Below are 15,450 nucleotides of genomic sequence, written 5' to 3'. Positions count from 1 at the left end.
GGCGGCGACGGTCCGGCGCGGGGTCCGGTTGATCGGCGCACGCGGGCGGATGAGACCCGCAGGTGGGTTGGGAGCGGTGCGGATAGCGGGATCGAGCGCGTGGAGCCGTGGTGGTGGCTGCGGGCGGCGGGGGCGGTTGGGCGGCCTGTGTGGGTGGGTGAGACCCGTGGGGATGGGTTGAGAGGGGTGTGGGAAGATGGGTGGCGCTGACAGCGTCGTCGGCCTAGGGATTGCCAGACGACGAAGGGAAACCGCTGGTGACCAGCGACATTCAGATTCCTGCAGAGCTCAAGCCCGTTGACGGCCGCTTCGGGGCTGGGCCGTCCAAGGTGCGTCCGGAAGCCGTCGCCGCGCTCGCCTCTGAAGGCGCCAAGCTGCTCGGCACGTCGCACCGCCAGGCGCCGGTCAAGAACCTCGTGGCGCGGGTGCAGCAGGGCGTGTCCGACCTCTTCCAGCTGCCCGACGGGTACCAGGTGGTGCTCGGCAACGGTGGGTCGACCGCGTTCTGGGACGTCGCGACGTTCGGGCTGATCCGCGAGAAGAGCCAGCACCTGAGCTTCGGTGAGTTCTCCTCGAAGTTCGCCAAGGCCGCGCAGTTGGCGCCGCACCTCGCTGAGCCGAGCGTCGTCAAGTCCGACCCGGGCACGCGGCCGGTTGCCGTCGTCGAGGCGGGTGTCGACCTGTACGCCTGGCCGCACAACGAGACCTCCACCGGTGTGATGGCGCCGATCAAGCGGGTCGAGGGAGCCGATGAGGGCGCGCTGGTCGCGATCGACGCCACCTCGGGCGCCGGCGGCCTGCCGGTCGACATCAACGAGGCCGACGTCTACTACTTCGCGCCGCAGAAGTGCTTCGCCTCCGACGGTGGCCTGTGGATCGCCGTGATGAGCCCGGCCGCGCTGGCGCGGGTCGAGGAGATCACCGCGTCCGGCCGGTGGATCCCGGCGTTCCTGGATCTGGCCACCGCGGTCGACAACTCGACCAAGCACCAGACGTACAACACGCCGTCGCTGGCCACGCTGTTCCTGATGGCGGAGCAGACCGACTGGATCAACAACCAGGGCGGGCTGGAGTGGAGCGTCGGGCGGACGACCGACTCGAGCAGCCGGCTGTACACGTGGGCCGAGAAGTCCGAGTACGCGACGCCGTACGTCGAGGACCCGGATGCTCGCTCGCTCGTCATCGGCACCATCGACCTGGACGACTCGATCGACGCGGCCGCGGTCGCGAAGACGCTCCGTGCCAATGGAATCGTCGACACGGAGCCGTACCGCAAGCTGGGTCGCAACCAGCTGCGCGTTGCCATGTTCCCGTCGGTCGACCCGGACGACGTCGAGAAGCTCACGCACGCCATCGACTACGTGGTCGAGCAGCAGAAGTAGGTCTTCAAGAGTCTGCTGGTACGCCGAACAGCCGCCGATCCGAGTCCCGGGCCGGCGGCTGCTCGGCGTTCATCCCCTGGCACCGGCCGCCGGGGCCGCTGCCGCAGCCGTGGCCCGGAGCAGGCAAGGCGCTGGGGAGTGGTGGCCAGGGCGGGTGGGGCGCTGGGGTGGAGGCGGTGTCTGGTTAGGAGTGGGTGCGGCGGTGGGGGGTCCGTGGGGATTGGCCGGTGAGGCGGGCGTTTTCGGCCATGCGGTCGAGGCGCTCGCGGCGGCCTGGGGGGAAGGTGATGATGGTGATGATGAAGGCGAAGGCGGCGGCGCCGATGAGGATCCAGCGGAGGTTGTGGCTCTTCGCGGGTTCGGTGCTCGACTCGTTGCCGTTGGCCGGCTTGGGGGTCGCGGAGGCGGCGGGTGGGGTGGCGGCGGCCTGCTTGGCCGGGACCGGGACCTGGTAGACGGCCGAGTTCTCACCCTCGCTGCCAATCACGACCGTGTCGGACGCCTGGCCGACGGCGACCGATTCGCACAGGGCGACCGAGGTGCATTGCGCGGCTGGCACCTTGGCGCTCGCGACCAGGGCCGGGGCCTCGCCCCAGGCGACCGTGGAGACGCCGGTGGTCGTCCGCAGTACCACTCGCTGGCCGTCGGGGAGGAACGTGCCGTCGGTGAAGAGGCCGGCCGGAGCCGGCGCGAGCTTGGTCAGCTCGTTCGTGCCCGCGCGGGACGGGGCCGGTGGTGCCGCGTAGATCCCGCCGCCCTTCGCGGACTTCGTCACGATGTACAGCTGGTTGGTACCGGGCTCTACCAGCAGGGTCTCGGCATCGTGGGCGCCGTCGGGGTAGGTGAAGTCGTACCGGTGGTAGCTCACGTTCTCGGCGTCGCCGAGTTGCTCGGGCTCCGGGATCGTGTAGATCTCGATCATGTCCCGATTGGCCTTGTTGTCACCGATGTCGGCGATGTAGATCGTTCCATCGCGGTCCACGGCGACCGCCTCGACGTCGCGGACCTCCGCCTTGAAGCTGATCACCATCTTGACCTTGCCGGTGGTGTCGACGCCGAGCACGCGCGCGCTGTCGCCGGAGTCGTTCACCGTCCAGTAGATGCCGTCGTACTTCTGGGACTTCGCGAGCCCCGACGACTCGGTCACCCGGTCGTCGCGGATCGTGAACAGCTTCTTCGCCGCCGGCGATGGATCGGCCACCGGCACCTGCACGCCGGCTCGCGATGACGCGGACCCGGCAGAAGCCTGCGATAAAGCGGCCGAGGAGGCATCGGCGGACTGTGGCGCGGAGGCCGACGCTCCGGCCGGGAGCGCCGTACCGGCCAAGCTGAAGAATCCGGCCGCCACCAGGGCAAGACCAGCCCGGAGACGCATCACGACACCACCTCGTGGCTGTCCGTCAGGAGCAGCTGGGCGAGGCGTGGAGTGACGTGCCAGTCGTTGATCAGGGTTCGGTACTCGGTCTGGAGGTCGGGAGTGGGCTGGGCGCCGGTGCGGGCGGCACGAAGGAGGAGGTTACGCGGAGTGTGCTGACTGTCCACGAACTGCACAACCTCCACCCGGTATCCGACCTGTCGCAGTACCGCCGCCCGGAGAGTATCGGTCAGGACGTCGGCGAATCGCTCACGAACGATGCCATATCTCGTCATCAGCGCATAAGGCGCCGGTGGTGTGACGCTCTTGAGCTGCTTTTGGATGTCGTGATGACAGCACGGCGCGGCGAGGACCAGCGGAGCCTCCCAGCCGACCGCCCGGGCGAGCGCGTCGTCGGTCGCGGTGTCGCAGGCGTGCAGCGCGAGTACGACGTCCGGGCGTACGTCGAGCTCCGCCGCCTGGATGGTCGCGTCGACGAACCGCAGGTGGTCCTGCCAGCCGAGCGCCGTCACCACCCTCGTGTTGCGCTTGCGTGCCCCGGGGTTCTGGTCGATACCGGTCATGCGTACGTCGTGCCCGGCCGCAGTCAGGAGGTGGTAGGCGGCGAGGGTGAGGTACGCGTTGCCGCAGCCGAGGTCGACCACCTGGAGCGGTCTGCCGGTCGCGATCCGGCCCGCCGCGATCGCCTCGTCCAGGGCCGGGGCGAGCAGCTTGCAGAACTCCTCGATCTGCTTGTACTTCGCCTGCCGGGACGGCTTCACCCGGCCGTGGTGGTCGCTGATCCCGAGCTCGATCAGGAACGGCGCGGCCGGCTCGAGCACGCGTTGCTTCACCCGGTCGTGGCTGGTTTCCTGCTCCCGGCTGTCCGCCTGCCGGTGCAGCAGTTCCTTGCCCTTCTTGGTGTACCGCAGCCGCAGCGTCTCGGTCGTCGTCTCGACGTGCCACGTCCCGTACGGCAGGTCGAGCAGTTCGTCGACTGCCTTCTCCACCTCCGGGTCGGCGACGTTGCGGGTGTGGGCCTGGCGTTCGTCGTACTCGGTGATCTGCAGGTGACGGACGTCCTTGAGGTCGACGTAGCGGAGCTCGACGCGCTGGTAGTGCGGTGGTTCCAGGCCGCGGCGGCGGCCCGAACTGACCGCCCGAACCAGGCCGGCAGGATCCAGCAGCGCTGCGCGGATCACCTCGCGCGCCCCGGACTCAGCTCCGGACTCCAAGCCGGTCTCCGCGCCGGTCTCCGCGCCGGTGTCCGCGCTGGACTCCACGCCGGAGCCGGCGTCCGGCCCGCCGGGAGTCTGCTCCGGATCCACGTCTGCCTGCATCGCGCCATTGTCTCCGACCCCTCAACCCGATCACAAAACGGTCTCGCCCAACCCCGCAGAGCACGCACCCAACCGGCACCCACCGCCAACCCGTACACCTGTCCAGACCTGCCGTCACCCGGGCCGCCGGCCGCCAGTGCCCAGCGGGGCGGGAGGTGCCGGGACGGGAGCTGGCCGTGGTCGGGCTGGGGGCGAATCACTCGAGCTTTTCGTCTTCTTTGAGGAGGCCCAAGGAGCGGAGACGGGTGGCGATACCGCCTGGTTGGCGGCCGAGGGTCTCGACGAGTTCGTCTTTGGTGGCGCCGTTGCGGTAGAGGTCGGCGAGGTTCTGCTCCTCCTCCGGGGACCAGACGCGAAAGGCGTTGGGGTGGTTCTTGCGGGCGGCCTTGATCTTGCGGGTCATCGAGCGGTTGTCCAGCAGTTCCAGCGACCGGATCCGCACCTGGCGGTGCCGGCCGACCTCCTCGCCGTCGCGCCAGAACACCACCGCCTCCGCCTCGAACGTCATCAGGTCGGCCGGGACGTCGCAGTAGTCGGCGTCCTCGAGCATCACTCGCAGCATGGGTCGTTCTCTCCGTTTCGTCGTACGGTCCGGCGGCCACGGCGGCCGCATCCGGTCCCTGTCTCGACAGAGAAGATGCCGCGATCCCACCCCTCCCCGACCACCGATCCGCAAGCTGTGGACAACCGACCGCACAATCTCTTTGCAAAAACACTTTGCAAAGAGTCTTTGCAGTCCTATGCTCAACCCCATGAGCGAGGACGCACCTGACACGCCGGACACACCTGACGCAACGAACGCGCCTGACGGATCTGTAGAGGCCGCGCTTGTCGGTGGGAAGACTGTCCGGCTGGATCGGCACCTGGTGCGGGCGCTCGCGCACCCGATGCGGAACCGGATGCTCGGGCTGCTGCGGGTGTACGGGCCGCAGACCGCCACCACCCTGGCCGGCCGGCTGGGCGTGAACACAGGCGCTACGAGCTACCACCTGCGGCAGCTCGCCGAGGCAGGTCTGGTCGAGGAGGACGACACGCGGGGGAACGCGCGGGACCGCTGGTGGAAGTCGGCGCACCAAGGGACCGCCTTCGATGCGGCCGAACTGCTCGATCAGGAGCCGGAGCTGACGATGGGCTTCCTGCACGGGATCGGGCAGTCGTATGCGGAGAACATGTTCGGCTTCATCGACGCGATGCAGACGCTGCCGCCAGCCTGGCGGGACGCCAGCATGCTGTCGGACTACCTCTTCCATCTACGGCCGGAGGAGCTGGCGGCGATGTTGGCGGAGGTCGTGGCGGTGTTCGAGAGGTACAAGACACCGGACCTCACCGCTCCCCTGCCCGAGGGTGCCGAGCAGGTGACGGTCCAGATCCAGGCCTATCCGCGAGAGACCCGCTAAGCCGCCGTACGGCGTGCGTGCAGCAAACCGCGTGAGGCAGTAGGTGGACGTGCGAAAGGTGAGGCAGATGGGTGACTCGAGTACGGCGTTGAGGCCCGACCGGGCGCCGTTGGTGGCGTTCCTGGTCGCCAATGTGGTGTCGATCTGCGGGACCCGGGTCAGCGCCATCGCGATCCCTTGGTTCGTCCTGATGACGACCGGGTCGCCGTTCAAGACCGGTGTGGTCGCGTTGGCGGAGATGGCTCCGCTGGTGATCTCCAAAGCGGCGGCGGCCCGCTGATCGACCGCGTGGGACCCCGTCGGATCAGTGTGCTCGCAGACACCGCCAGCACCGGAGTAGTCGCGCTGATCCCCTTGCTGCACACGTTGAACGCCTTGTCCTTCCCACCATTGCTGGCGCTGGTCGCAATTGCAGGAGCACTCCGCGGACCTGGCGATGCAGCCAAGAGCACGCTCATCCCGGACATCGCGAAGGCCGCCAACGTCCCGCTGGAACGCGTGACCGGCTTGGAAAGCACCACCGAGCGGCTGGCCGGGTTCATCGCATTCGCCATCGCCGGGGCGCTCATCACTTTCGTCGGCGAGGTCAACGCGCTGTGGATCGACGCAGCATCGTTCGGCGTCTGCGCTGTCCTCATCGCCCGTTGGATCCCCAGCCAGCACCAGAAGGCTGCGGAGCCGGACGAAGGAACCTACAAACATCGGTTGCTCGAGGGCTGGCGGTTCCTCCGCAAGGACAAGCTGATGATGCCGCTCGTCATGATGATCGCGGTGACCAACCTGCTCGACGCGGCCGTCGGCGCCGTACTGCTGCCCGTCTGGATCAAGGACCACGGCCTCGGCCCAGGACACACCAGTCTGATCCTCACGTCGTTCGGAGTGACCGCCACCCTGTTCGCGCTGGTCGCGTCAGCAGTCGGCGACCGCATACCGCGGAAGCTTGTCTTCACGCTCGCGTTCCTGATCTGTGGTGCACCGCGCTTCGTGGTGATGGCGTTCGACGCACCGGTGTGGGCAGTGATGGCGGTGTACGCCGTCGGCGGTATCGGAGCCGGGTTCATCAACCCCGTGCTGGGCGCACTGTTCATCGAGCGGATCCCCCGGGACATGCTCGGCCGGGTCAGCTCACTGGCCGACGCGGCCTGCTGGACCGGTGTGCCACTCGGTGGAGTCGTGGCCGGCGCAGCCATCGCCGGCATCGGCCTGGCGCCCGCACTGCTCGCGGCCGGCGTGGTCTACCTCGTTGCGACCATGTCACCGCTGCTGATCGGGCGCCACGAGAGCTGGAAGGCTACACAGGATCGGACGGATCCTCAGGGAACGGCGGCTGGTCCGGATCCGGTGGCAGTCCCCACGTCTTAGCCTTCGTCGCCTCGACCTCCTTGCGGGCCAACCGGTCCCGCTCTGCACCCAGTAGTCCCAGCAGCACCAGGTCGAGCAGCATCCCGAACGCCGCCGCGAACTGCGTACCGGCGAACTGGAACACCTGCGTGACCAGCAGCGACACCAGCACCGCCAGCTCGAACAACCGGACCGCGCGAGCCCTGTTCTTCTTCCGCAGCTGCACCGCACCGCGCAGCGTGAAAGAGGCCGACAGCAAGCTCCCGGCCGCCACCCCGAGCACCGGGATGTCCGCGGCCAGCCCGTCGTCGAATCGGATCCCGGCCGCGATGACCGGCGCTCCGATCGCCTGGACGACCAGTACGCCGACCGCGATCCGGGGCGCGAGTGGATGGGTGGCCAGCCGGTCGAACCCACGCCGCGTGGCCCGCCACGCGGCATCCACCGGAGCGGCGAGCTCCACCTCGTCGGCCGGGCAGGCGGCCAGCAGCTGTCTGGTCTCGTGCCGGGCGGTCACCTCAGCGCCGACCTGACGAAGCTGCTCCGAGGCCTGCGCAAGCCGGCGGCGCGACAGCCCGCCCGCGACTCCTTCGACGGCATGGTCGACCACGTTCGCCAACTGCTCGCGCGGATCGATCGGCCGTCGGGTGGTGAGGAACCTGGAAGCGAGCACGATCAGCACGAAGACGACGTACACGATCGCCGCGGCCGGTTGGTAGAAGTAGTTGTTGTCCGAGGTGACGAACTTCCCGACCTCGTCGATGAACAGCCCGAACCCGACCCCGCCGATCAGTGCTGCCGCGGGCCGGACGACCGGGCCGACGTACGCGAGCAGCAGCGAGATCGCGACCAGCATCAGCAGGCCGCCGGGCAGGACGTGGGCGATGTGCAGGCCCTTGCCGCCGATCTGCGGATAGCCGCTCAGCCCGAGGAACAGGCGGGTGATCAGGACGGTCGCCACCCCGGACACCACGAAGGTGGTCAGGTGTTCCGCCGACCGTACGTTGCGGACCAGCCCCGCTCGCATCAGGTACGGCGACCGTGCTCCCGTGGTGATGGTCATGGGGCCTCCCGGCCTGGACTGAGGAGTGGAGGGAGCGCAGCGACTGGAAGGACGAGGGAAGGGCGGGAGGCAAAGCCCCATGACCGAGCCGGTGCCGGAGGCCCGGCCAAGAGCACTGTCATGCGGTAGAACGTTAGTCGCCGGAGTGTCAGCGGACGAGGGCGGCGATGACAACCATGGCGACCAGTGCGGCCAGTACGAGCGAGGTCACCAGTCGGCGGGTGCGGGGGTCCACGCCATCAGGCTAATGGACCCCCTTCGAGGACACGTCAGGGCAGGGCCTCGACGCGACCGACTGGTTCAGCGTGGGCTGACCAGCGGCTCGGGCCGGTGGACGCCGCGGGGACGGTAGCCGACGGCGTCCGACAACCCCAGGTAGTCGGAGAGCAGCCAGATGATGGCCAGCCACATCTCGGTGCCCTGCAGGCCGGGGATGGAGCGGTCGTCCGTACCGTCCGGCGCGAAGGCGAAGCCCTCTCCGTCGACCCAGCGGTCCAGGATCCGGCTGAGCTGGTCCTCGGCCCAGCGAGTGCCGTCCGCCCGGCCCACGTCGGTCTGCTTGCCGGCCAGCCAGAGCGGATGGATCACGTCCAGCACGTTGCACGCGTTGTAGCCGTCACCGCCGAACATCCGCTTGTCGTTGCTGTGGGCAAGAAGCGTCTTCACGGCCTGTTCCGGATACGGCAACGGCAGCCCGAACTGTGCGTAGGTGCCGCGAGTCAGCCGGTAGAAACCGTTGACCACCTGCAGCCATCCGTCGTCCGGATGCGGCTGACCCCACATGCCGGAATCTGCATCGGCGCGAACGAGCAGCCAACCCATCAGCGTCTCCAGCGGCCCGGATTCCCCGTGATCCTTGAGGTTTCGGGCCAGAGCGGTGCCGAGGGCATCGATTCCGGAGCCGGACGACCAGGCATGTCTTGCCCAGGGCAAGTTGTCGAGCTGCCGCTCGAGCTCGCCGGGCGCGAAGTCCGTCCGAATCGGGTGCTCGAAGCAACTGTCGAGAACCTGAAGGGCGTAGCCGACGCACAGGATGTGATAGCTGGCCGGGCCTTCCAGGACAGACAGCTTGTCAGGGGCCGGCACGTCGAGGCCGACGTCGGCGAGGTCTCCTGGTGAGACCAGTCCGGTCTCGGGGTCCTGGCGGGCGCGGAAGCGGCGGACCAGGTCGTCCCGGGTGTGACCTTCAGGGGTACGACGAAGCAGTACGTCGGCGATCTCGACGGCGTCGCACCACGGGCGGATCGCCGGTTCGTGATCGAGTCCGGGGCGGTCGACGAAACGTTCGCCGTCCCAGCATCGGCGCAGTACGTCATCAGATTGTTCTCGTGCTTTGGCGGCGAACGCGGTCAGTCTGCCCGCGAGGTCGCCGGACGGCTTCGCGGACTCGGTGCGGGACCGAAGGACGCGGGCCGGGTTGCCGGCGGCGATTCTGTTGGCGGGGACATCCTTGGTGACCACTGCACCAGCTCCGATGATCGAGTGTGGGCCGATGGTGACGCCGTCCAGCACGGTGACGTTCGAGCCGATCCAGACGTCGTCGCCGACGGTGATGCCGAGTGAGGTGTGCCGCTGGCGGAAGATCGGCTCCCCCGGCGCGGTCCCGTGGTTGAACGCGAGCAACGACGTGTGCGCCCCGATCCGGACGCCGTCGCCGACGGTGACCCGGCCGCGGACCGCCGAGAACGGGTTGATCGTCGTGTCCGAGCCGAGCGTGATGTGCCCGGTCACGTACGCGTGCGCCGCGATGTACGACCGCTCCCCCATTCGGAGCTCCTCGCAGTACACCGCCGCCGACTCCGCGACGTACACATCGTCGGCCAGCGACAGCGTCCCACCGAGCCGCTGCTGCCGTTCGAGCTGACGCTCACGCTCCTCGTCGGACGCAACTCGCTTGTACTCCCAGGGCAGGAAATCCAGTCGCAACGGTTCACCAGGCGTCATGGGAAAACGCTATCCAAACCTCGCTGAACGCGCTACCCCCGAAACCTCGCTGCTACCCTCTCGGCTGTGCGGGGTACCAGACAGACATGACGACACCCGGATCCTTGGCCGGCGGGGACAGCGCCGACGACGGTCCGGCGGGCGGTGGCGGGCGCCGGCGAGTCACGATCAGCGATCTCGCGCGCCGTCTGCACATCTCGAAGGCGTCGGTCTCGTACGCACTGAACGGCCGGGCCGGAGTCAGCGAGGAGACCCGGCAGCGGGTCCTCGACCTGGCCGAGGAGCTCGGCTTCCACCCGAACTCGGCCGCCGTCGCACTCTCGGCCAGCCGGACCCGCACGATCGGCATCGTGATCGCTCGTGACCCCGCGCTGATCTCGACCGAAGCGTTCTACATGCGCACGCTGGTCGGCATCGAGCAGTACCTGAACGAGGTCGACTCGTCGCTGCTGCTGCGACTCACCGGCGAGCACGGCGAGGATCTCGACGTACTGCGGCGATGGTCCCGGCAGGGGCGGGTCGACGGGTTCATCCTGTTCGACGAGCACGACGACGACCCGCGGATCACGCTGCTCAAGGAACTCGGGATGCCGTGCGTGGTGGTGAGCTCCAACGACCCCGGCGACCAGGTCGGGCGGCTCATCAGCTCGCCGGTCGAGACCGTCACACTGCTGCTCGACCACCTGGCCGAGCTCGGGCACCGCGATATCGCGCACATCAGCGGGCCGTTCACCTTCGTCCACGAGCAACTGCGGGTGCGGATGCTGGCCGAGGGGGCCGAGCAACGCGGGATGACGGTCCGGCACTTCGAGGGCAGCTACCGGTACGACGACGGCGCCGAGCTGACCCGCAGACTCCTGACCGACCCGAACCCGCCGACCGCGATCGTGCTCGGCAACGACCTGATGGCGGTGGCCGCGCTCCGGGTGGCGATGGACCTCGGCACCGACGTACCCGGTGAGGTGTCGATCCTCGCGTGGGACGACTCGCCGTTGTGCGAGCTGGCCCGGCCGGGGATCACCGCGATCGACCAGAAGACGATGGAACGCGGCCGCGCCGCCGCGGATCTGCTGCTCCGCGTCGCCGGAGGCGAACCCGAGCTCCACGAGGAGGCCCCCGGCGGCGAGCTCCACGCCCGCGAGTCCTCCGGCCCCGCCGTACGCCCCCACATCTGAGGGGTTAACCCCCGACCTGGTGGGTTGCCCCCTCGGATTCTGAGTGGGCAACCCCACACCTGAGCGGTTAACCCCCGAAATGGGGCGTTCGCCCGCGAAATGGGGGGTTCGCCCGCGAAATGGGGCGTTCGCCCGCGAAATGGGGGGTTCGCCCGCGAAGTGAGGGATTCGCCGGCGGAATGGGGGTCGCTCGTGACTGGGTGGAGCGCCGGTTCGGCCGGGATCGGCCGGGGCGGGGTGGTCGGAGCGGGTCGGGCACGTACGTTAAGACTCTTTGAAGTCGGGTGGATTCGGAGCGTGTCGGATTGTGTCCTGACATGGCGGGGTGAAGGTTGGTTGACATCACGAGGTAGTAACGAAGCAGGGTCTACTGAACCGGTTAGGGTTTCGAAACTTAACCGGTTAGGCCACTATGGGGCCGATCCGCCTCCGCAGGTCCGCGGGGGCTCGACGGGACGAGGGAGTCCGACGTGAGACTGCGTTCGCTTGTAGCCGCAGTAGCGGTGACCGCCCTGGGAATCAGCCTGGCCGCCTGCGGTGGCAGCGACTCGGGCGATTCCTCCGGCGGTAGCTCGGGTGGAGACCAGACGCTGACCTACTGGGCCAGCAACCAGGGCACCAGCCTGGACAACGACAAGGAGGTGCTGACCCCGGTTCTGCAGAAGTTCACCGAGGAGACCGGGATCAAGGTCAACCTCGAGGTGATCGGCTGGAACGACCTGCAGACCAGGATCCAGACCGCGATCACCTCCGGCCAGGCGCCGGACGTGGTCAACATCGGTAACACCTGGGCCGCGTCGCTGCAGGCGACCGACGCGTTCCTGCCGTTCGACGGTGACGCGATGAACGCCATCGGCGGGAAGGACAAGTTCGTGCCGACGGCCCTGGCGACCGGCGGCAAGGAGGGCACCGACCCGACCTCGGTCCCGCTGTACGGCCTGGCGTACGGGATGTACTACAACAAGGCGATGTTCGCCGCGGCCGGTGTGCAGCCGCCGAAGACCTGGGAAGAGATGGTCGCCGCGGCCAAGAAGCTGACCAACCCGGCGAAGAACCAGTACGGGATGGCGATCGCGGCCGGCAGTTACACCGAGAACGTGCACTTCGCGTTCATCAACGCCGCGCAGAACGGCGCCGACTGGTTCGACAAGGACGGCAAGCCGACCTTCACCGGTGACGGTCAGGTGCAGGGCGTCCTGCGGTACCTCGACCTGATGCAGAAGGACAAGGTCGCCAACCCGTCGAACGCGCAGTACGACAACGGCACCAAGTCGGTGAACGACTTCGCCACCAAGAAGGTCGCGATGATCATCAACCAGAACAACGCCGACTCCTCGATCGCCGCCAACGGCATGAAGAGCAGCGAGTACGGCGTGGTGGCCTTCCCGGCACCGCAGGGTGCGGCCAACCAGACCGCGAGCCACGTGGCCGGCATCAACCTGTCGATCTTCAAGAACACCAAGAACAAGGACGCGGCGCTGAAGTTCGTCAAGTACATGACGGACGCGAACACCCAGACCACGCTGGGCAAGCCGTTCGCCTCGCTGCCGGTGCTGAAGGACGCGAAGCCGGTCTTCACCGACAACGCCGAAGAGGCCGCGACGTTCGCCGACATCTACAACACCAAGTCCAAGCCGCTGCCGCTGGTGCCGGCCGAGGACCAGTACGAGAGCACCGTCGGCAAGGCGATGAACGCGATGTTCGCCAAGATCGCCACCGGCGGGACCGTGACCGCTGACGATGTGAAGGCGGCCCTCAAGACCGCCGAGGATCAGGTGGCCGCGAGTAGCTGACGCACGGTGCGGTGGCCCGGGCGCGAAAGCGCGTCCCGGGCCATCGACCGCGTCAGCCGACCACTGCGATCCCAAAGGACAGGAGGGCGACACAGCATGGCCGTCGCCACGACGGAAGCCCCGGTGAAAGCCACCAAGCCCAAGCGCGGGCCGGAGCGCCGGCCCGGTCTGAGCCGGTGGCTCCCGTACCTGCTACTGGCTCCGGCAGTAGTGCTGGAACTGCTCATCCACATCCTCCCGATGCTGGTCGGGATCTGGATGAGCTTCGTCAAACTGACCAAGTTCTACATCGCGAACTGGTCGGCCGCGCCCTGGGCCGGGCTCGACAACTACAAGGTGGCCCTCGACTTCGACAACGCGGTCGGCGAGGGACTGCTGAAATCCTTCGGCGTCACCATCGCCTTCTCGCTCATCACCGTCGGGCTCTCCTGGGCGCTCGGGATGGCCGCGGCCGTCGCGTTGCAGCCGCCGTTCCGCGGCCGGAGCTGGGTCCGGACCCTGTTCCTGGTGCCCTACGCGTTACCGGCGTACGCCGGGATCCTGACCTGGAACTTCATGCTGCAGCGCGACACCGGCATCGTGAACCACATCCTGGTCGACAACCTCGGGCTCGCCTCGAACCGGCCGTTCTGGCTGATCGGTGGGAACGCGCTGGTGTCGCTGATCGTGGTCGCGGTGTGGAAGCTGTGGACGTTCGCGTTCCTCACCCTGATGGCCGGGCTGCAGAGCATCCCGCGCGACGTCTACGAGGCCGCGTCGGTGGACGGCGCCGGCAACCTGCGGCAGTGGCGCAACATCACGTTGCCGTCGCTGCGGCCGGTCAACCTGGTGCTCGTGCTGGTGCTGTTCCTGTGGACGTTCAGCGACTTCAACACGCCGTACGTGCTGTTCGGTACGGCGCAGCCGCCGGCGGGTGACCTGATCACCTTCCACATCTACAACGCGTCGTTCCTGACCTGGAACTTCGGCTCCGGTGCGGCGATGTCCGTGCTGTTGCTGATCTTCCTGATGATCGTGACCGGCATCTACCTGTTCGTCACCGGAAGGAGGTCGCGTCGTGCGTGAGACCAGGGGCTTCAAGATCTACCGGGGCGTCGTACTGGCCGTGCTCGGCCTGTTCGTCCTGATCCCGCTGTACGTGATGGTCACTTCGTCGCTGAAACCGCTGAGCGACGTCCAGGGCGCGTTCACCTGGTGGCCGTCGAACCTGACGCTGGCGCCGTTCTTCGACATGTGGAAGACGGTGCCGCTGGCCCGGTACTTCGTGAACAGCACGATCGTCTCGGTGGTCGCGACGGTGTTCTCGGTGGCGATCGCGATCGTGGCCGCGTTCGCGGTGTCGCGGTTCCGGTTCCGCGGCCGGACGGTGTTCACCACCACGGTGCTGTCGACGCAGATGTTCCCGGGTGTGCTGTTCCTGCTGCCGTTGTTCCTGATCTTCGTGAACATCAACAACTCGGTCGGTGTGCAGTTGGTCGGGACACGGCTGGGGTTGATCATCACCTATCTGACCTTCAGTCTGCCGTTCTCGATCTGGATGCTGGCCGGGTACTTCGACAGCATCCCGCGCGAGCTGGACGAGGCCGCACTGGTGGACGGATGCGGACCGATGGGCGCGCTCGCCCGGGTGGTGCTGCCCGCGGCCCGGCCCGGTGTCATCGCGGTCGCGATCTACTCGTTCATGACCGCGTGGGGTGAGGTGCTGTTCGCATCCGTGATGACGACAGAAGCGAACCGGACGTTGTCGGTCGGCCTGCGTCAGTACTCGACCCAGACCAACGTCTACTGGAACCAGATCATGGCCGCCGCCCTGGTCGTCAGCATCCCGGTCGTCATCGGCTTCCTGCTGGCCCAGCGCCACTTCGTCGCCGGCGTCACGGCAGGCGCCGTCAAGTAACTCGACACAGCACAAAAGGGGGCCTCCGCAAACGGAGGCCCCTTTGTGTTGCCGTCCTCACGTTGCGCCCGGCAGAGCACTTACATACATTCATGTACGTAGGTTTCATCAGGAGGCAGAATGCGTACGACGCAAGCCGAGCGGCGAGCGCGGACCCGGGCCGCGATCCTGGAGTCGGCCGCCCGGGGCCTGTCCCGGTACGGCTACGGCAACCTCGTGCTCGAGCAGGTGGCAACGGACGCCGGCTACACCCGCGGCGCGCTCTACCACCTGTTCAAGAACAAGGAAGACCTGACACTGGCGGTCCGCGAGTGGGTCATCGAGACCTGGGACCAAGAGGTCGGCGTAGCGGTCCGCCAGGAGTCCGACCCTGTGCAGGCCCTGTTGACACTGGCCCGTCGTCACGCCGTCTTCTGCCGCCGTGACATCGCCCGCGTGGCCGTCGCGCTGCGCTTGGAGTTCTCCGGCCAGGACCACCCGGTCGGCAACCAGATCGAAGCGAACTACGAACAGTTGATCGCCCTGTGCGCCAACCTGGTCAAGGCTGCCCGCCGCGCCGGATCACTCCCGCCAGGACCGCCGGCCAGAGTCGTCGCGAGCGCGTGCGTCGGTGCTGTCGAAGGCACCGTGATCGCCCTGGCCGGCCAGGCCCCACATGACGAGCGGTACGCCGCTCGCGCCGTGGCCGGAGTCCTCGGCCTCGAACCCGACTGATCTGAAGCTCGAACCCGACTGATCTGAAAGGAAAGCACATGAAGCTGCCG

General features: G+C 67.8%; 14 protein-coding genes. 9 read left to right on the top strand and 5 right to left on the bottom strand.

The window, feature by feature from the left end:
• The first annotated feature begins 257 nt into the window (after window positions 1-257).
• Complete coding sequence (gene serC / locus EV652_RS28275; protein WP_132212295.1) at window positions 258-1,382, top strand: phosphoserine transaminase; 1,125 nt, start codon at window positions 258-260, stop codon at window positions 1,380-1,382.
• 184 nt (window positions 1,383-1,566) lie between these two features.
• On the opposite strand, the gene EV652_RS28270 is transcribed toward serC, so the two are convergent.
• The 3 genes from EV652_RS28270 to EV652_RS28260 all read right to left on the bottom strand — a co-directional run bounded on the left by EV652_RS28270 (window position 1,567) and on the right by EV652_RS28260 (window position 4,638).
• A complete protein-coding gene (locus EV652_RS28270) occupies window positions 1,567-2,757 on the bottom strand; it encodes an SdiA-regulated/phytase-like domain-containing protein (RefSeq protein WP_132212475.1) in 1,191 nt (396 codons plus the stop codon).
• Window positions 2,757-4,076, bottom strand: a complete 1,320-nt coding sequence (locus tag EV652_RS28265) for a class I SAM-dependent methyltransferase (protein ID WP_132212294.1) — start codon at window positions 4,074-4,076, stop codon at window positions 2,757-2,759. The genes EV652_RS28270 and EV652_RS28265 overlap by 1 nt, the downstream gene beginning before the upstream one ends.
• A 196-nt stretch (window positions 4,077-4,272) precedes the next feature.
• On the bottom strand, window positions 4,273-4,638 hold the full coding sequence (locus EV652_RS28260; RefSeq protein ID WP_132212293.1) for a hypothetical protein: 366 nt from the start codon (window positions 4,636-4,638) through the stop codon (window positions 4,273-4,275).
• A gap of 190 nt (window positions 4,639-4,828) precedes the next feature.
• On the opposite strand from EV652_RS28260, the gene EV652_RS28255 reads away from it, so the two are divergent.
• From EV652_RS28255 to EV652_RS28250, 3 genes are all read left to right on the top strand, one after another.
• Entirely contained in the window at window positions 4,829-5,473 is a 645-nt protein-coding gene (locus EV652_RS28255; RefSeq protein WP_158441262.1) for a winged helix-turn-helix domain-containing protein, read from the top strand.
• A gap of 67 nt (window positions 5,474-5,540) precedes the next feature.
• Window positions 5,541-5,753: a hypothetical protein gene (locus tag EV652_RS44170; protein WP_158441261.1), complete on the top strand. Its 213-nt coding sequence runs from the start codon at window positions 5,541-5,543 to the stop codon at window positions 5,751-5,753.
• A 29-nt stretch (window positions 5,754-5,782) separates the two neighbouring features.
• Window positions 5,783-6,835: an MFS transporter gene (locus tag EV652_RS28250; protein WP_158441260.1), complete on the top strand. Its 1,053-nt coding sequence runs from the start codon at window positions 5,783-5,785 to the stop codon at window positions 6,833-6,835.
• Here the strand turns inward: EV652_RS28250 and EV652_RS28245 are convergent.
• On the bottom strand, window positions 6,765-7,877 hold the full coding sequence (locus tag EV652_RS28245) for a hypothetical protein (RefSeq protein WP_242002062.1): 1,113 nt from the start codon (window positions 7,875-7,877) through the stop codon (window positions 6,765-6,767). The genes EV652_RS28250 and EV652_RS28245 overlap by 71 nt on opposite strands.
• A gap of 300 nt (window positions 7,878-8,177) precedes the next feature.
• The gene (locus tag EV652_RS28240; protein WP_132212290.1) at window positions 8,178-9,821 is read right to left on the bottom strand and encodes an acyltransferase; all 1,644 of its coding nucleotides are present in this window, start codon (window positions 9,819-9,821) and stop codon (window positions 8,178-8,180) included.
• 86 nt (window positions 9,822-9,907) lie between these two features.
• On the opposite strand from EV652_RS28240, the gene EV652_RS28235 reads away from it, so the two are divergent.
• The 5 genes from EV652_RS28235 (at window position 9,908) to EV652_RS28215 (ending at window position 15,400) form a co-directional block, all read left to right on the top strand.
• On the top strand, window positions 9,908-10,996 hold the full coding sequence (locus EV652_RS28235; protein WP_132212289.1) for a LacI family DNA-binding transcriptional regulator: 1,089 nt from the start codon (window positions 9,908-9,910) through the stop codon (window positions 10,994-10,996).
• A gap of 470 nt (window positions 10,997-11,466) precedes the next feature.
• Entirely contained in the window at window positions 11,467-12,789 is a 1,323-nt protein-coding gene (locus tag EV652_RS28230; protein WP_199238444.1) for an ABC transporter substrate-binding protein, read from the top strand.
• A gap of 96 nt (window positions 12,790-12,885) precedes the next feature.
• Window positions 12,886-13,854: a carbohydrate ABC transporter permease gene (locus EV652_RS28225; RefSeq protein ID WP_132212288.1), complete on the top strand. Its 969-nt coding sequence runs from the start codon at window positions 12,886-12,888 to the stop codon at window positions 13,852-13,854.
• Window positions 13,847-14,686 carry a carbohydrate ABC transporter permease gene (locus EV652_RS28220; RefSeq protein ID WP_132212287.1) on the top strand — a complete coding sequence of 280 codons (840 nt, stop codon included), beginning with the start codon at window positions 13,847-13,849 and terminating at the stop codon, window positions 14,684-14,686. The genes EV652_RS28225 and EV652_RS28220 overlap by 8 nt, the downstream gene beginning before the upstream one ends.
• Before the next feature lie 120 nt (window positions 14,687-14,806).
• Complete coding sequence (locus EV652_RS28215; RefSeq protein WP_132212286.1) at window positions 14,807-15,400, top strand: TetR/AcrR family transcriptional regulator; 594 nt, start codon at window positions 14,807-14,809, stop codon at window positions 15,398-15,400.
• The last annotated feature ends 50 nt before the right edge of the window (window positions 15,401-15,450 follow it).

This window comes from Kribbella steppae (genome assembly GCF_004342025.1).
Taxonomy (GTDB): domain Bacteria; phylum Actinomycetota; class Actinomycetes; order Propionibacteriales; family Kribbellaceae; genus Kribbella; species Kribbella steppae.
This window is presented reverse-complemented; position numbering and strand designations above follow the sequence as displayed.